The following is a 17215-nucleotide window of genomic DNA, read 5'->3' on the forward strand; positions in this document are numbered from 1 at the left end:
CATCGATGGCGAGCAAACGCGACAAGAGGATCTCGCTCGACGACGCGGTCGGGCAACTGCGCAGCGGAATGACCATCGGCATCGGCGGCTGGGGTTCGCGCCGCAAACCGATGGCGCTGATCCGGGCGCTGCTGCGCTCGGACGTCACCGACCTCACCGTCGTCACCTACGGCGGCCCCGACCTGGGGTTGCTGTGCTCGGCGGGCAAGGTCAGGAAGGCGTACTACGGTTTCGTGTCCCTCGATTCGGCCCCGTTCTACGACCCGTGGTTCGCGAAGGCGCGGACCGCGGGTGCGATCGAGGTCCGCGAAATGGACGAGGGCATGGTCAAGTGCGGCCTCGAGGCCGCCGCCGCCCGGCTGCCGTTCCTGCCGATCCGCGCCGGGCTCGGCTCCGACGTCCGGGCTTTCTGGGGCGAGGAACTGCGCACCGTCACCTCCCCCTACCCCGACGCGTCCGGCACGCCGGAGACGCTGATCGCGATGCCCGCCCTCAATCTCGATGCGGCCCTGGTCCACCTGAACCTCGGCGACAAGCACGGCAACGCCGCCTACACCGGAGTCGACCCCTACTTCGACGACCTGTACTGCGCGGCCGCCGAGAAGCGGTTCGTCTCCGTCGAACGGGTGGTGGAAACCGAGGAACTGGTGAAAACCGTTCCACTGCAAAACCTCATCCTCAACCGGATGATGGTCGACGGCGTGATCGAGGCCCCGCACGGCGCCCACTTCACCCTCGCCGGCGACAGCTACGGCCGCGACGAGAAATTCCAGCGCCACTACGCCGAATCGGCGAAGACCCCGAAGGCGTGGCAGCAGTTCGTCGACACCTACCTGTCCGGCAGCGAAGACCACTACCAGGCCGCCGTGAAAAAATTTGCAGAGGAGCAGCAGGCATGAGCGAGACGACCACCGACGTCACCCGCGCCGAGTACTGCGCGATCGCGTGCGCCGACATCTTCTCCGGGGCAGGCGAGATCATGGCCAGCCCGATGGCAACCCTGCCCCTGATCGGCGCCCGCCTCGCGCGACTGACCACCGAACCCGACCTGCTGATCACCGACGGCGAGGCCCTGATCTTCGCCGACACCCCCGCCGTCGGCGCGAAGGCCCCCATCGAGGGCTGGATGCCGTTCCGGAAGGTCTTCGACGTCGTCGCCTCCGGCCGCCGGCACGTGGTGATGGGCGCCAACCAGATCGACCGACACGGCAACCAGAACCTGTCGGCGTTCGGTCCGCTGCAGCAGCCGACACGGCAGATGTTCGGCGTCCGCGGCGCCCCCGGCAACACGATCAACCACCCCACCAGCTACTGGGTGGGCAAACACACCCCGCGGGTGTTCTGCGACAAGGTCGACATCGTCTCGGGCGTCGGCTACGACCAGATCGACCCGGAAAACCCCGCCTACCGCTTCCACCACCTGCACCGGGTGGTGAGCAACCTCGGGGTGTTCGACTTCGGCGGACCCGACCACACCTTCCGGGCGCTGTCGCTGCACCCCGGCGTCACCGCCGACCAGGTCACCGAGAACACCTCGTTCGAGGTGGCAGGACTCGCCGACGCCGGCGCCACCCGCGCACCCACCGACGACGAACTACAGCTGATCCGCGAGGTCCTCGACCCCCGCAACCTGCGCGAGCGGGAGGTGTCGGCATGAGCACCCTCCGCACCGCGCTGACCGAGCTGGTCGGCGTGCAACACCCGGTGGTCCAGACCGGGATGGGCTGGGTGGCCGGACCACGACTCGTCGCCGGCACCGCCAACGCCGGCGGCCTCGGCATCCTGGCATCGGCGACGATGACCTACACCGAACTCGCATCGGCGATCGCGAAGACCAAGACCCTCACCGACAAACCGTTCGGGGTCAACATCCGCGCCGACGCCACCGACGCCCCGCAACGCATCGACCTGCTCATCCGGGAGAACGTGCGCGTCGCGTCGTTCGCGCTGGCACCGAAACAGGAACTGATCGCGAAGCTCAAAACCGCCGGCGTGGTCGTCATCCCGTCGATCGGCGCCGCCAAACACGCCAAGAAGGTCGCCTCGTGGGGCGCCGACGCCGTGATCGTGCAAGGCGGCGAGGGCGGCGGGCACACCGGCCCCGTGGCCACCACCCTGCTGCTGCCCTCGGTGCTCGACGCCGTCGACATCCCCGTCGTCGCCGCCGGCGGCTTCTACGACGGACGCGGACTCGCCGCCGCCCTCGCCTACGGCGCCGCCGGCATCGCGATGGGCACCCGCTTCCTGCTCACCCAGGAATCGACGGTCCCCGACTCCGTCAAACAGCAATACCTCGCCCGGGGACTGCAGGACACCACCGTCTCCCGCAAGGTCGACGGCATGCCCCACCGGGTCCTCAACACCGACCTCGTCAACAGCCTCGAACACTCCGGCAACATCCGCGGCCTCGTCGCCGCCGCCCGCAACGCATCCAAATTCAAGGCCATGACCGGCATGACATGGTCGACGCTCGTCAAAGACGGCCTCGCCATGAAAAAGTCCAGCGACCGCACCTGGCAGCAGATCATCATGGCCGCCAACACCCCGATGCTGCTCAAAGCCGGGCTCGTCGACGGCAACACCCACGCCGGCGTCCTCGCCTCCGGACAGGTCGTCGGACTACTCGACGACCTACCCACCTGCAAGGACCTCATCGACGGCATAATCGCCGACGCCATCAAACGCATCGACGCACTCGGCGCCCTCCGCACCTGACGACAGGTTGCAGCTGCCAGCCTGGGGTGCGTGCCAAACAGCCATGGCCACGCACCCCTCTGCTGTCAGCTCTCGTCGGAATGCATATCCTCGAACCGTATCGCCCGGCGATCGACTCCGCTCCGGAGTTCCGGGATGTAGGGGTACCGGGCATTCACACTACCGCGACTGTCGGTTTCAGAGCGGGGAAAGACCCGTCCCGTGTATTCAGCAACCACCTCGAACCCGAGCATCCTTTTTTCGGCTTCCGACAGGTTGTCGTACACGTCGTCGTGCAGAGAGGCGACGTAGTCGTCCTGAGGTCGCATGAAGTGCATGCAATAGCCATTGAGGATGGAGAGTCGTGTCTTATCTGAACTTGATCGTCCCTGGAAATGCCACGTTCTACTCTCGAAGATGACCGCCGAGCCTGCCTTACAAACCATCGGTTCCGAGGTGAAGGACTCTAGCGACTCAGCCTTCCCGGTCTGGGGGTTTCTCCCTATGCGTGGCGAAGGCCAGTGATGGCTACCGGGCACCATCTCGGTCACACCCATACCGACTTCGAAGTCGCTCAGCGCCACCATCGCATGGAAGTAGACCGGGGAAGGCGTCGCAAAGGGGATTGGTTGTTGGTCGCTGTGGAGAACTTGGCCCCCCGACCCGCGGCGCACTACGAGACCCGTCGACTGCGCCATAAAGAAAGGAACGCCTCCGAGTATGTGTCGACCATATTCAGCCACAACAGGATTCATGGCCAGGTCGATAAATTCGCGACCTTTGTTCGGCAGTGCCAGGATCGCTTGCCATGCAGGAAGCGCACCGTGTGCGGGCCTCCCGAGCTCGCGGTCGCCGAGCGTGATCTCGTTTGCCATCCTGAATGATGCAACGCCTTGCTCGAGCTCGAGCGCGGCCTGCTCCTCGAGCCTACTTCGCGTGCGCGCCACCTCATCGGCCGAGATCAGGCTCTCGTGAACTGTGTACCCGAACTTGTCGAGTTGACGCTTGCCGAGTTCTATATCGGTAGTCGCGATCGGGTGATCCTGCACGATCTTTGCCGATGTGTCATTCATTCTTTCCCCTTAATTGTTTGCGACGAGGAACCTTGCCGGTGGCGCTAATGTTCTGCAGCAGTGCTGGATGCGTCTTGGTCTGTTGCACTTTTTCATCCGAAGCCCGCACTCGGGGACATCTTCGGCGATCACCAGGCGGGTTCAGGCCACGGACTCCACTGATTGCGGCTTGAGACCATGTCTCATCATCAAACTCGCCACCAGGCCACCGAGAGCGAGAGCAGTCGTCAAGGCATACACGGTGGTGAACCCCATTCCCGCGTAGATCGGCGAGCCCTCCACAACGGTGACGACATTGAGCGAAAGAATCGCAAACCCGATCTGTACGGCGACCGCGCTGCCGAGTGATCCGACAACGTTTACTGTGCTGGCGGTTACGGCTTGCAGCCGCACCGGCGCGGCCGCAATAACGAGATTGGGAATTGCAGCGCTGATCAATCCGCCACCGAATGCGTACACGAGGTACCCGGCTAAAATTGTGCTGAAACTCGTGTGAGCGAGAGCCAGCATCGCAGATCCGACCGCCATCAACCCGAACCCGACGACGTTTGGCAGTCGTGCTCCACGCTTCTCCGCGAGATACCCAACCGTGAAGCCCATCAGCACCGACGCAATGCCACCCGGCGTCGTGATGCGGGCCATATACCCCGCTGACTCACCGAGTCCATATGTGATCCCCAGTGCCGCCGGGGTCTGCACGATGAACGACAAGAGGATGAACTGAAGAACGATGACGGCTTGGCCGGTGAACTGGGTGATCAACGTGGTGACAACGGCCCGACCGCGAAGAACTGCGAGGTCAATGAGCGGCTCGACGATCTTCGACTCGTAACGCGCCCACCCGACAAAGACGCCCAGTGTGATTACGCCGCATGCCAGAGTCTTCCATGAAGTCCAACCCCACGTTCCACCTTCACCGAGTCCGAACAGGAGGCCCGCCACGCCACCTCCGAGCAGTAAGCCACCAACCCAGTCGATGCTGGTTGTGACGCGCACTGGCGACTCGGGCACGATAATAACTAGAATCCCACCTATCACGATGGGGAAGATTGCCAGCGCGAAGAACACACCACGGTAGCCGAATTGGTCGAGCAGGGCACCTGCGACTACCGGCCCAATAATGCCAGTGACACCAATACCCGCGGTGGCGAGACTGACCGCAAGTGCGAGCATCCGCTTCGGGAAAATATCCCTCATCAGCGAGTATGTGATGGGTAGGATTGCAAGGCCGATACCCTCGATCGCACGTCCGGCGAGAACAACGGCGAAGTTCGGAGCAACGGCAACGATCAAAGACCCGACCGCCATACAGGCAGTCACAATGAGCAGCCATTTCTTCTTGCCGTCCCTGTCCGCGAGCTTTCCGACCAGCGGTGCAGTGACAGCACCGGCGAGGGTGAACAGAGTGGACACCCACGCAATATTCGGCGTCGAGAAGGCCATCGCCATCTCCGGCAGTGCGGGAGTCACCAGATTGAAGGCATACGCTACTTCTTCGGAGAGAAGCACCAGAACTATCAGGACGCCGATCCAACCCGCAGTCGATTTGTGTGCGACACCGTCCGCATCGCGCGAATAGTCCTCGCCGGCAGGGGGAATCGGAGCGGCTCCCTGGCGGGCCCAGTTTTCGGGGTTAGCAGACATGCGCTACCTGCATTTCTTTAGCGGCTAGGCCGCGCGGACGTGAGTGATGTGCGTTGTCCGGGAGTCCCACGGACCATGTGACCCGTCACACATTAAGATAGAGCGAGCGATTCCGTCAACTGATCCACTACGTTGGACGCAGGAATCAAGACCCATCCACGTTGCACTGGAGGGTATTTGACACACTCCCATGGCGGCACGCCACCGGCCCACCGGAGCGAGCGAGTGAAACAAATCTTCGGCAACGCTCACGAAACCAAGCGATCGCTCAATTCTGTGACGGTGTCATCCATGACGCCCCTTTGGGGTTGTGAAGACGAGGAGACGCGAGCGTGCCCTGGTTTCCCATCGGTTCCGCATCGCCCGAGGAGTGGGTTACACCGCCGGAGCTCCCTCGAATCCCTACGCAGCGCACAATGGTCGCAGAAAAGACATTCGACAACGCTGTGTTTGAACTCGAGCGTCCCGCGCCCGTTCACAATGAGCCAGCCCTGCCGGCGGACGATCTCGCGGGATTAGTACGGAGGCCACAACCAGCCCGACCTTCAGCACTCAGACGGCCACGCGGTGGGCGATGGCCGCGCTTGCGGTTCGTCCGCTCGTTGCGGCCAAAGATGGCGAGACCTTCTACCGCAACGAGCATGGCTGTCAGCGATGGTCACGGCGCTGCGACCACCCTATGAAACTCCAGCACAGGCCTGCCTACGCGGTTCCTGTTCTGGAGTTGGAGGCATCCGGCAGCCGGTCGATCATCCGATACTGAACGGCTGTCCCCACAGTGTGACAGTGCTCTTGACATTCCCGGTCTCGACCTCGACTTTGACGTACGAGCGAGCCTGGGCGTAGCCGGCGCAGCCGTTGACGCCGAGAGAGACGTCGGACCAACCAACGGAACCTGCACCACCCTGGAAGTAGTGAGCGCCCCAATGGATTTCCGATCCATATGCATCCGGCATTTCGATGTCGAGGATGGCGGTGTCAACCGCCTGACCTGGCCCAAGCGTAATACCGCCGTTTGCGCCGCCGGAAGCCGGAATCGAAGCAGTTCCGGAGGCCAGTTGGCTGGGAGTCACTGAGGCTCCTGCATTGCCTGCCACCCCGGCCCCGAAGTCGACCTGACAAGCCAAGATATAACCCGGGTAGATGTAAGCAGTCTTCGCGGGATTGCCTTGAAGGTTGACAGAAGCCTTACCCGACACCCAGACGTTGCGGTGCAGTGGCGTCGAGCCCAGCGACGCTGACACGTTTGCGCTCTCGTTCGTCAAGTGAAGTGTGACTACAGTGCCGTCCGCCAGGGTCTCTGTGGCCGTGCCACCCGGCAGGGGCACGAAGGTGTCAGCGTTCGCGGCACCGACAGAGAAAAAACCCATGGTCGCGACAGCAGCGGCTCCAACCGCAGCCAACCGCGCACCGTTCTTTCGGTTAATAGTCATTGTTCCCTCTCAGGGTAGAAGCCTCGCGCACGCGAGAAAGATGAATTGGAGCTAGCGCAGAAGTCAGCCGATGCTGAACGGGGCTCCGTATAGAACAGTCTTCGAATAGTCGTTGCCCACGATCTCCATTACGGTGTATGCGCGAGCCTGAGCAAAGCCGCCGCAGTTCTGTACCTGCAGTTCGGCGTCGTGGTACTGCAGTGTGTACACCCCGTCCTTCAGGATGTCCTTAGCGGTAACAGGAACGTACTTGACTTCACCGGAGTTCAGGGGAACTGTCAAACCGACAGACGTCGCGAGGGAGTCCATTCCCAAGCTGAGCGACGGGTTGGCCGACAGACCGGTCACGTCCACCTGACAACCCACGATGTACCCGGTCGATACTCGCGAAACCCCGTGTGTGGTAGATCCGTTCGTGCCGTTATACGTACCCGCGGTATTGGGCGTTCCATTTGCGGTGGGCGCCTCGGTGACCTCCTTTATGCCCTTGACATCTGCGGTCACCGTGCCTGACACCCACGCCGTGCGGCCGGCACCATTGGCCGCCAACGACGGCGATACCAATGCACTCTCCGCCGTCCGCGTCACCGTCGCGTTCGGCCCCGTTTTCGACCCATCAGGCAGCGGAATAAGAGTGTCAGCGCTCGCTACGGCGTTGGACATCACGCTGAACGCAAGAGCAGCGGCACCGAGGCCTGCAATACGCACAATGCGGGGGAAACCCGGCTTGTGTTCGTTCGTGATCACTTGATTCTCCTTATTCGGGTTGGAAGCTGTTAACGCGGCCCATAGGCCAAGTTGAGATATGAGGTCGATCCCATCTACGGGAGAGGCATCGAGAGGAGCCTTCTTACTCTCTCCGCATCGACGAAGATCGACCGATGACCACGTGCGGAAGTTATGACGTGCGGGCGCTGTGGCTTTGTGGACCTTCCCATCTCGAGAATGTGGCCCAGGTCAGTTTTCGGGTCCGCGGGCACAGCGCTCCACGCTGAGTTGTGGAACTGCGAATCGCGGCGTTCGGTGCTCGCTCTGACGTGAGGGCCGCCTGGAATCGTTCTACACGACGAACTCAGGACGATTCATCCAAGCCTGGATGCGCCACACACTGGTCCTGTACTGCCCAGCACAACCGCCGCTCCCGCGTGACCGCGTTGCTTACACGCCGTCATACCGGAAATCACCTCATTCACTGCTCATCTATGCCTGTCGTTGCCCTCGCTCTCCGAACACGATTGGTTGGGACAACGAAGACCCAATCGCCGTCGCCTCGAACGCCCTTCGCATCGCATCACTCAGCTGTGCTACCGGTCACAGACCGTAAACGAGACAGCGGGTCTTGGCAATAGCCTCATTGTCTATTCAGAAATCATGGGATCTTTCGAGTGCTGCCGGGACACCCCTATCGCGTGACACCAGATCTCACGCCACGATTAGGAGGAACGCGACAGGGTCGGGTGACAACCTGCGTTCTAGAATGCCCAACTCTCAGGTCCCCCACCCTCAACCAGCAATCAGGGTAGTGGATCAGTTGACACAATCGTTCGATCCAATTATATTTGCGGTCGGTCACCAGTCACACGGCGAGCGGTGACCCTCGGCACTATTGACGATGGAACGTGAGACGACGGAACTTATTACCTGCTTGCTAGCCGGCCGCGAATTTTGCTCGCGGCAATGCCCTGCGAGGGCCTGAAGATTGCTCGGGCGAAATAATTTTGGGCGTGTACGGCGCGGGAGTTCACGCAGGGCAGAACGAGTACCTGCAGCCGCTGATCGATGGCGGCAAAATCCTCGCAGCCTGTGAGACCGCGATCGGGGACGGCAATCCGGTCTCGGCTCAGTCCTTCGCGCAGGAGTGCCAACGTGGATACGGCTGGGACCGCACCCGCATCGACAGCACCGAGGGCGCCAAGATCTGGGTCGGCCACGGTGTCCTGGCGCACAACCTGGTCAAGATCAGCACCCTGCCAGCGTGAAGGACGCGGATCGGGGGGACTTGCGCCCAACCCAATCGCTCGGTACCGTCCCGGCGTCCGCGAGATGGTCGCCGGTCGTCCCGCCCGACCACGGACGCCCGGCTTCGAAGATTGATCCGTCCTCGACGTGGAGCAGCATCACATTCCGGACACGAGTTCGTGAGGGACGGAACTCCTTTTCACTTCGTCGAACATTCAACGGAGCATGCTTCGGCGAATCCGGATATGCACCGCCGAACCGAAAGTCCGGCACAACCGGATCCCTGGTGGTCCGGGCGCGGCTCGATCAGCACGCCCGGACCACACGTGCCCTGTTCCAGCCGGTAGCTACCGACACCTCGATCAGTCTTCTTCAGTCGCAGTGTTCTGGACCACCTCGAACCAGGTGGAATCCATCTGGCCGGCTTCAAGTCCCACGAGCTCGTCGCGAGTCGCGCGGAAGGCTTCGTCATGATGCCAGGCCGACCAGTCTTCTCTCGTTTCCCACACACCGACGATGGCGCGCTCGAGTGGCTCGTCGACCCCCTTGAGAAGCTGCGCTGATATCCACCCCGGCTTTTCACGCGCCGCAGCAACCCGCTCATGCATTGCGCCGTCCCATCGCTCGGCTCCCTCCTCGCGAAGCACAACTCTGGTGATGATTGTCATCATTGTGGCTCTCCTTTCGGACCCTCCTCAGAATGAACCTGTGGGTCGGCAAACTCCACGAACGCGCCGGCACACCGCCGAGACGACGTGAAAGAGGCAGCACCGCGGGATCCCGCGGCGTCGATCAGTACTGCCCGTTCGCCGGATTGTCGCCGTCGACCACCGCCCCCGCGGCGAGTTGCCGCCGGAGGAGGTTGAGCGCCGCGTGCTGGAGGAGGAGCACGCCCTCGACGTTCGTCCCGAGAATGCGCGCCACCTCGACGGCCGGGAGGCGGTGCGCGAGCCGGAGTCGCAGCACCGTCCGGTGGCGGTCGGGGAGGGTGTCCATCAGGGTCGCGGCCCCGGCTGCCTCCTCGTCGTCGATGGTCACGACAGGCCTTTCTCTCGGATCGCACCACTGTCGCCGACCCGATGTCCCAGGTGGAAGGGACCGGAGTCCCGATCGTCCGGGATCCTGCCGACACGGCTCCGACGGCCCGCCCGACGCTTTACGCTGAACGGCATGGCCGCTCTTCGCGCGGAGTGGATCAGAATCTGGCGCAACCCGGCAGACACCCTGGCGACCGTTGCGTTCAATGCCGTCCTGATGATCGGGGCCTGGTTCCTGCTGCCCCGGAACTGGTTGTTCGAGTGGACCGGACCGTCGGGTTTCGCTCTGGCCCTCGCCGGCTGGATGTACGCCGACGTCACCGCCACCAACGTGCTGGCACCGGACCGTGAGCGGGTTCTCGCCGCACTCGACGACGGGGCCGCGCTGGGTGCGTTGCTCGCCGCGAAGGCGGTGGCGCTGTGGATGCTGATCGCGCCGATCTGCGCGACCATCGCGGTCGCCGTGGGTTTCGTCGAGCAGGACTGGCTGTTCACGGCGGTGGTGGTCGTCGCGGTGGCGCTGTGTCCGTTCGGTGCACTCGCCGGGTCGAGTCTCGTCGGTGTGTTCTTCCCCTACCACCAGCGGTCGCTGCGGTGGCGGTGGGAGCAACGCGACCGCTGGCACACCGTCGTCGTCCGATGGCTGATCCTGCTGGTGGTGCCGTACGGGGTGTTCCCGGCATTCTCCGTCGCGATCGCCGTCGTCCCGGTCGTGCTGTGGCGCCTCATGCGACCCGCCGATGTGCACACACGGATCGGCACCGCGGACTTCGCGCTGTGCGTCGTCCTCGCCGTCGTCATCTCCGCGCTGATGTGGGTGGTGGCGCGTCGAATCGCCGTGTCGCGCATACAACGCCACGAACCGTTTGCGGCCTACCTGCGCGATCGGGACAGGGGCTGAGCCGGATCCGTGCCCGCGTCCTCCACGACGGCGGCGCCGCGCGCCAGCGCCACCGCGGCCATGATGACCGCGATCAGGGCGACGAGGACGGCGGTCACCTTCCGGTCGGCGTCGAGGTATTCGCCGAGCAGCGACGCCACGAGTGGTTCCATCACAGTGGTCGCGGGCAGCGACGCCTGCAGCGCTCCGACCTGAAAGGCCGACTGCTGCAGCGCGACCGCGGCGGCTCCCACCACGACGAGCGCGTACAACTCGAGCGAGCTGAACAGCGGCCTCGGCCCCTCACCGGCGAGGTGCACCACACCCTTCGTGGTAAGTGCAGAATGTCCGGTTCGCCCGGCGACGTGAGTGCCGACGCGTAGCCCCGCACACATCGCCACTCACCTGCGCAGGTGAGTGGGAAAGCGTGCCGGCGCACACGATGCCACTCACGTCAGGAGAGGTGCTTCGGCTGGGGGGTCGCCTTGTGGAATCGGTCCGATCCGACCTGGTCCTGGCTCGCCTCCGGTGGGAATTCGGCGCTGTATTTGCCGGCATGTTCCAGGGAGACGATGACGGACTTCGACGTGGGACAGTTGCTGCCTGCCGCCGTGGAATCGAGCGGGACGAGCGGGTTGGTCTCCGGGTAGTAGGCGGCGGCCGAACCCCGGGGCGTGTCGTATTCGACGATCCGGAAATCGTGGGCACAGCGGACGCGGTCGTCTTCTGCCCAGTGTGTGAAGAGGTCGACCATGTCCCCGTCGTCGAATCCGAGGGCGGCGATGTCGTCGCGGTGCAGGAAGATCACGCGGCGTCCCCCTTCGATTCCGCGGTAGCGGTCGCTGAGCCCGTAGATCGTGGTGTTGAACTGGTCGTGGCTGCGGATCGTCTGCAGGATCACGTGCCGCGGGGGCACCTGCAGCACCTCGATCGGGGACACCGCGAATTCGGCGCGCCCCGAGTGGGTGGGGAACGTCCGGGAATCACGCGGCGGGTGCGGCAGGACGAACCCGCCCGGCCGGCGGACGTTCACCTCGTACCCCTCACAGCCGGGCACCACCCGCGAGATGTGCAGGCGGATGTTCGCGTAGTCGTCCCGCATCTTCTTCCACTCGAGACCGTAGCGGTCGCCGATCGTGGCCTCGGCGATGCGGGTGACGATCCCCACCTCCGAATCGAGGTGCGGGCTGGCCGGTTTCAATGGACCACGGGAGGCGTGGACCGAACACGTCGAGTCCTCGACCGAGATGAATTGCGGCCCACCCGCCTGGACATCCTGCTCGGTGCGCCCCCGCGTCGGCAGGATCAGAGCGGTGTCACCGCACACGAGATGCGAGCGGTTGATCTTCGTCGAGACGTGGACCGTCATCCGGGTCTTGCGCAGTGCGGCGGCGGTGACGTCGGTGTCCGGGGCGGCCTGGACGAAGTTGCCGCCCAGCCCGAGGAAGAAGTGCGCCTTGCCGTCACGCATCGCCCGGATGGAATCGACGGTGTCGTACCCGTTCTCGCGGGGCGGATCGAAGTCGAATTCCTTCGCGAGCGCGTCCAGGAAGTGCCGCGGCGGACGCTCCCAGATCCCCATCGTGCGGTCGCCCTGTACGTTCGAGTGCCCGCGCACCGGCAGCAGCCCGGCACCGGGTTTGCCGATGTTTCCCTGAGCGAGAGCGATATTGGTGACTTCCTTGATGATCGCCACCGAGTTGTGGTGCTGGGTGAGTCCCATCGCCCAGCAGAACACGGTGGCGTCGGAATCCCGCAGGAGCCGGGCCGCGTCGGTGATCTGTTCCCGCGACAGCCCGGTCGTGCGGGTGACGACGTCCCAGTCGATGTCGGTGACGTGCTGCTTCCACAGCTCGAATCCGATCGTGTGCTGGTCGATGAACTCCTGATCGAGGGCATCCCATTCGACGAGCAGTGAGCCGAACGCCTGGAGCAGCGCGAGGTCGCCGTTCAGTGCTATAGGCAGGTGCATGTCGGACAAGTCGGTGCCCGGGCCCACCATGCCGCGGGGCGTCTGCGGATTCTTGAAGTTGACCAGGCCCGCCTCACGGAGCGGGTTGATCGAGAGGATCTTCGCACCGTTCTGCTTGGCCTTCTCCAGCGCCGACAACATCCGCGGATGATTGGTACCCGGATTCTGGCCCTGCAGCACAATGAGTTTCGCCTGATAGACGTCGTCCATCGTGACGCTGGCCTTGCCGATGCCGATCGACTCCTGCAGCGCGATGCTGGTCGATTCGTGACACATGTTGGAACAGTCGGGCAGATTGTTCGTCCCGAACGCGCGGACGAACAGCTGGTACGCGAACGCCGCCTCGTTGGACGCCCGGCCGGACGTGTAGAAGATCGCCTCGTCCGGACTGTCCAGGGCGTTCAGCTGATCCCCGATCAGGGTGAAGGCCTCGTCCCATTCGATGGGCTCGTAGTGCGTTCCGCCGGGCCGCTTCACCATCGGATGCGTGATCCGGCCCTGCTGACCCAGCCAGTGCTCGCTGTGACAGTCGAGCTCGGCGATACTGTGGCGGGCGAAGAATTCGGGTGTCGCGCGGTCGCGGGTGGCCTCTTCTGCCACCGCCTTGGCGCCGTTCTCACAGAACTCCGCGGCGTGCCGGTGGCCCGGCTCCGGATCGGGCCACGCACAGCTCATGCAATCGAACCCCTCGGCCTGGTTCAGTTGCAGCAACGTCTCGGCCGTGCGGACCACGCCCATGTGCTCGAGCGCGCGCTTCATCGACACCGCGACAGCGGTCGGGCCTGCCGCGTGGTCCTTCGGGGGCCCGACCTCGAGATCGGCCTCGTCGTAGTCCCGTTCCTCGTCCTTGTGTCGCATCGTTCAGCCTTTCGTCAGGACGACCTCCCCACCAGTCGACCGAGATAGTCGATGACGTCGTCGGCCGCGGTGGCCGCGGCGGTGAGCGCGACGTACCCGTCGGGGCGCACCACCACCAGCGTGCCACCGTGTGCCCCGTATGCGCTGCGCGCCAAACCGCGGTCGTCGACGACGTCCACGCCGGGACCTCGGGAATCGCCCACCACCACGTACGTCACGTCGTCGGGCGCGTCTTCGGCCAGGGTCTGCAGGATGTGCCGGGAGCCGCCGCCGAACCCGAGGACCGTGAAGTGCGTCCCCCGGAACACGTCGAACAGCCGCAGCGGCGTGCCGTCGGGGCTCAGGCAGGGCGCGTCGGGTGCGCGATCTCCGGCGCGCAGACCCGTCGTCGCGTCCCCGTCCCGCGACAGCGAACTCCACGGGTAGCCCAGACCGAGTTGCTGGCCGTCTTCGGTCACCGCGCCCGCAAAACTCTCGGAGTCCTCGCGTCCGAGGTTCGAGGCCACCTTCTGCAGTCCCGCGCTGCTCACCCCGAGCGTCCAGCGCGCGAGCGGCAAGCGTTCCTCCTGGTACGTGTCGAGGAGCGACGGGTCCGCGGAGCCGGCCAGGGCGAGAGCCAACTTCCACCCGAGGTTGTAGGCGTCCTGGATTCCCGTGTTCATCCCGAGCCCACCGGACGGTGGATGAACGTGGGCCGCATCCCCGGCCAGGAACACCCGACCGTCGCGGAAGCGGTCCACCATCCGCACGTTCACATGCCAGGTGGACAGCCACGTCGGTTCGGACAATCGCACGCCGGGGCCGCAGGCGATGTCGTCGAGAACCCGCTGGAAGTACTCGAGCGACGGTTCGGGCAGGTTGCCCTCCTCGTCGAAGTCCGCGAACGGCACGCCCTGGAACTGCCAGGAGTTGATTCCACGGAACGGGCACAACGCGACGAACCCCCGCTCGGGGTGCGTCCACTGGTACCAGCGATCGGGGACCAGCCCGTCGACGGACACGTCGCCGAGGAGCATGCCCTCGATGCCGCCCGTCCCCTCGAACGTCACCCCGAGCGCCTTGCGCACCGCGCTGCGCCCGCCGTCGCAGCCGACCAGGTAGCGCGCCATGACGGTCCCGCCGCCGGCGAGCCGGACGGTCACCTTGTCGGTGGTCTGCTCGAAGCCGACCACCTCGACACCGCGCTCCACGTCGATCCCGAACTCCGACAGTCTTTCTCGCAGGATCTGCTCTGTCCGCCACTGCGGGATCATCAGACCGCCGTCGTAGGGCCGATCGGGCGTGGGGCTCAGGTCCGCGTGCGGGTCGCTGTCGCGCACCACCTGGCCGCGCACCGCGACCCGGCTGGGCAGGTGCCGGAACCCCGCCTCGACGATCTCGTCGACGATGCCGAGATCGTCCATCACTTCCTGGCTGCGCGCGGTCAATCCCTTTCCCCGCGAACCCGCGAACGGCTCGGGCGACTTGTCGAGGATCCGCACCTCCACGCCCCGACGCGCCAGTTCCAGCGCGAGCGTGAGCCCGGTCGGACCGGCACCGGCCACCACTGCCTCGGTAGGGCTCATGGCGTCATCGTATTCGGGACGGCACCGATCGCGCGGGAAAGTCGCTGCACAATCGTCGACGAAGGTGCCCGCTCACCGGCCTCGCGGAGTGATCCTCTCGCTCAGAAGTTTCCGCGGGCGGCTTGTTCGCGTTCGATGGCTTCGAAGAGGGCTTTGAAGTTGCCGATGCCGAAGCCGAGGGAGCCGTGGCGTTCGATGAGTTCGAAGAACACGGTGGGCCGGTCGACGAGGGGTTTGGTGAAGATCTGCAGCAGGTAGCCGTCCTCGTCGCGGTCGACGAGGATGCCGCGTTTCTGCAGTTCGGCGATCGGGGCGCGGACGTTGCCGATCCGGGCCCGCAGGTCGGGGTCCTCGTAGTAGGAGTCGGGGGTGGCCAGGAATTCGACGCCCTCGGCGGTCAGCTGGTCGACGGCGGTGAGGATGTCATTGGTGGCCAGCGCCAGGTGCTGGGCGCCGGGACCGCGGTAGAAGTCGAGGTATTCGTCGATCTGCGACCGTTTCTTGGCGAGGGCGGGTTCGTTGAGGGGGAACTTGACCCGGTGGTTGCCGTTGGAGACGACCTTGCTCATCAGGGCGGAGTAGTCGGTGGCGATGTCCTCGCCGACGAACTCGGCCATGTTCGTAAAGCCCATGACCCGGTTGTAGAAGTCGACCCAGTGGTCCATCTTGCCGAGTTCGACGTTGCCGACGACGTGGTCGAGGGCCTGGAACAGCCGCTTGGGCGCCCCGTCCCGTTTGGTGTGCGACGACGCCCGCTCGACGTAGCCGGGCAGGTAGGGGCCGGTGTAGTTGCTGCGGTCGACGAGGGTGTGGCGGGTGTCGCCATAGGTGGCGATCGCGGCGAGGCGGACGGTGCCGTGCTCGTCGGTCACGTCACGCGGTTCGTCGAGGACGGTGGCGCCCTGGGCGCGGGCGTGGGCGATGCACTTGTCGACGTCGGGGACGGCGAGGGCGATGTCGACGACGCCGTCGCCGTGGGTGCGGTGGTGCTCGATCAGGGGGCTGTCCGGGTTCACGGCGCCTTTGATGACGAAGCGGACGGCGCCGGATTCGAGGACGAAACTGTGGTGGTCGCGGTTGCCGGTGGTGGGTCCGGAGTAGGCGACGAGGGTCATCCCGAACGCGGACTGGAAGTAGTGGGCGGTCTGGGTGGCGTTGCCGACCACCCAGACGACGGCGTCCCAGCCGCTGACCGGGAACGGGTCGCGGGTGCCGTCGTACTCGACGAGCCCGACCAGTTGCTCGAGCTGGCCGAGGTCGAGACCTGCCAGGCGTTCCTTGTCGGTGAGAGTCTGCTCGATCGTCATCGCTGTCTTCCTGGTTCGAGGGACGGGGTATGGCTTGTTGCCTGGGTCACTACGAAAACCCACCCCGCCCACATAGGCAACCGGGCCAGCAGAAGCTAGCCACAGTGCCATCTTCGGCGACCCCGGAACCACTTTTCTTATACAGTCGGACTAGTTGAATCCGCCCGGAGAGGTCTGGCCATGAAGGACGCAGTGCAGTTGGACGAGCTCGACTTCGCCCTTCTCGACGCCATGCACGACGACCCGAAGGCCGGCGTGCTGGAGCTGTCGCGCCGGATCAAGGTCGCGCGGGCCACCGTTCAGGCGCGGGTGCGCAAACTCGAGGAGTCGGGCGTGATCGCCGGGTACGAGCCGCGTCTCGACATCGCGGCCGCGGGGTTCGACGTGCAGGCGTTCGTCACGCTGGAGACGGCGCAGGGCGCGCTCGACTCCGTGACGTCGGAACTGGAGTCGATTCCCGGCGTGCTCGAGGCCTTCGCGACCACCGGTTCGGGCGACATCCTGTGCCGCATCGCGGCGGGTTCCCACCTCGGGCTGCAGCAGACGCTGATCGATCTGAACAAGTCGAGCGTCGTCGCCCGGTCCACCAGCGTGATGGTGCTGTCGGTGATCGTCCCGTACCGGTCGATGCCTCTCCTGCGGACCCTCGACCGGCCGCGCTCAGCGAAGGCCCCGGCCTACCGCACAGCTTCCTCGGAACCGGATTAGCAACACGATCATCGGCTCTGCTGCACAAACTGAATAGAAAATCCTGGAACTTCTTTCTCGGTGATGTTCATCGTGGCTATGTGCC

The 17215-nt window shown here is 64.7% G+C and carries 16 protein-coding genes; 6 read left to right on the forward strand and 10 right to left on the reverse strand.

Annotated elements, in window-relative coordinates; translation table 11 throughout:
- The first annotated feature begins 5 nt into the window (after positions 1–5).
- From ipdA to ipdC, 3 genes are read left to right on the forward strand one after another with little or no spacing between them, the layout of a single operon-like run.
- Positions 6–899: a cholesterol ring-cleaving hydrolase subunit IpdA gene (gene ipdA, locus ACLIVD_RS34165; RefSeq protein ID WP_491931485.1), complete on the forward strand. Its 894-nt coding sequence runs from the start codon at positions 6–8 to the stop codon at positions 897–899.
- On the forward strand, positions 896–1657 hold the full coding sequence (gene ipdB, locus ACLIVD_RS34170; RefSeq protein WP_491931486.1) for a cholesterol ring-cleaving hydrolase subunit IpdB: 762 nt from the start codon (positions 896–898) through the stop codon (positions 1655–1657). The genes ipdA and ipdB overlap by 4 nt, the downstream gene beginning before the upstream one ends.
- Positions 1654–2715 (forward strand): (3aS,4S,5R,7aS)-5-hydroxy-7a-methyl-1-oxo-octahydro-1H-indene-4-carboxyl-CoA dehydrogenase, encoded by a 1062-nt coding sequence (gene ipdC, locus ACLIVD_RS34175; protein WP_491931487.1) that lies wholly within the window; start codon positions 1654–1656, stop codon positions 2713–2715. Before ipdB ends, ipdC begins: the two co-directional genes overlap by 4 nt.
- A gap of 65 nt (positions 2716–2780) precedes the next feature.
- On the opposite strand, the gene ACLIVD_RS34180 is transcribed toward ipdC, so the two are convergent.
- The 4 genes from ACLIVD_RS34180 to ACLIVD_RS34195 all read right to left on the reverse strand — a co-directional run bounded on the left by ACLIVD_RS34180 (position 2781) and on the right by ACLIVD_RS34195 (position 7588).
- Positions 2781–3767, reverse strand: a complete 987-nt coding sequence (locus tag ACLIVD_RS34180; protein ID WP_317569496.1) for a phytanoyl-CoA dioxygenase family protein — start codon at positions 3765–3767, stop codon at positions 2781–2783.
- Between the two features lie 141 nt (positions 3768–3908).
- Positions 3909–5411: an MFS transporter gene (locus ACLIVD_RS34185; RefSeq protein WP_491931488.1), complete on the reverse strand. Its 1503-nt coding sequence runs from the start codon at positions 5409–5411 to the stop codon at positions 3909–3911.
- Between the two features lie 749 nt (positions 5412–6160).
- Positions 6161–6844, reverse strand: coding sequence for an MspA family porin (locus ACLIVD_RS34190; RefSeq protein WP_491931489.1), 684 nt, complete (start codon positions 6842–6844; stop codon positions 6161–6163).
- A 63-nt stretch (positions 6845–6907) separates the two neighbouring features.
- The gene (locus ACLIVD_RS34195; RefSeq protein WP_283334511.1) at positions 6908–7588 is read right to left on the reverse strand and encodes an MspA family porin; all 681 of its coding nucleotides are present in this window, start codon (positions 7586–7588) and stop codon (positions 6908–6910) included.
- Between the two features lie 980 nt (positions 7589–8568).
- Here ACLIVD_RS34195 and ACLIVD_RS34200 point away from each other — a divergent pair.
- Positions 8569–8823 carry a hypothetical protein gene (locus ACLIVD_RS34200; RefSeq protein ID WP_491932979.1) on the forward strand — a complete coding sequence of 85 codons (255 nt, stop codon included), beginning with the start codon at positions 8569–8571 and terminating at the stop codon, positions 8821–8823.
- 342 nt (positions 8824–9165) lie between these two features.
- On the opposite strand, the gene ACLIVD_RS34205 is transcribed toward ACLIVD_RS34200, so the two are convergent.
- Together ACLIVD_RS34205 and ACLIVD_RS34210 are read right to left on the reverse strand one after the other, a co-directional pair.
- A complete protein-coding gene (locus tag ACLIVD_RS34205; RefSeq protein ID WP_005250101.1) occupies positions 9166–9474 on the reverse strand; it encodes an antibiotic biosynthesis monooxygenase family protein in 309 nt (102 codons plus the stop codon).
- Between the two features lie 121 nt (positions 9475–9595).
- A complete protein-coding gene (locus ACLIVD_RS34210) occupies positions 9596–9841 on the reverse strand; it encodes a sigma factor-like helix-turn-helix DNA-binding protein (protein ID WP_283334388.1) in 246 nt (81 codons plus the stop codon).
- A gap of 132 nt (positions 9842–9973) precedes the next feature.
- Between ACLIVD_RS34210 and ACLIVD_RS34215 the strand changes: the two genes are divergently transcribed.
- A complete protein-coding gene (locus tag ACLIVD_RS34215) occupies positions 9974–10741 on the forward strand; it encodes a hypothetical protein (protein ID WP_283334389.1) in 768 nt (255 codons plus the stop codon).
- On the opposite strand, the gene ACLIVD_RS34220 is transcribed toward ACLIVD_RS34215, so the two are convergent.
- The 4 genes from ACLIVD_RS34220 to hppD form a co-directional block, all read right to left on the reverse strand.
- Complete coding sequence (locus tag ACLIVD_RS34220) at positions 10714–11115, reverse strand: DMT family transporter (RefSeq protein WP_283334390.1); 402 nt, start codon at positions 11113–11115, stop codon at positions 10714–10716. The two genes, ACLIVD_RS34215 and ACLIVD_RS34220, sit on opposite strands and share 28 nt — an antisense overlap.
- Before the next feature lie 59 nt (positions 11116–11174).
- Positions 11175–13550, reverse strand: coding sequence for an FdhF/YdeP family oxidoreductase (locus ACLIVD_RS34225; RefSeq protein ID WP_491931490.1), 2376 nt, complete (start codon positions 13548–13550; stop codon positions 11175–11177).
- 14 nt (positions 13551–13564) lie between these two features.
- Positions 13565–15115, reverse strand: a complete 1551-nt coding sequence (locus ACLIVD_RS34230) for an FAD-dependent oxidoreductase (RefSeq protein ID WP_491931491.1) — start codon at positions 15113–15115, stop codon at positions 13565–13567.
- A 101-nt stretch (positions 15116–15216) separates the two neighbouring features.
- Positions 15217–16422, reverse strand: a complete 1206-nt coding sequence (hppD, locus tag ACLIVD_RS34235; RefSeq protein WP_491931492.1) for a 4-hydroxyphenylpyruvate dioxygenase — start codon at positions 16420–16422, stop codon at positions 15217–15219.
- A gap of 180 nt (positions 16423–16602) precedes the next feature.
- On the opposite strand from hppD, the gene ACLIVD_RS34240 reads away from it, so the two are divergent.
- On the forward strand, positions 16603–17130 hold the full coding sequence (locus tag ACLIVD_RS34240) for an Lrp/AsnC family transcriptional regulator (RefSeq protein ID WP_005261973.1): 528 nt from the start codon (positions 16603–16605) through the stop codon (positions 17128–17130).
- The last annotated feature ends 85 nt before the right edge of the window (positions 17131–17215 follow it).

This window comes from Rhodococcus sp. G6(2025) (genome assembly GCF_058628105.1).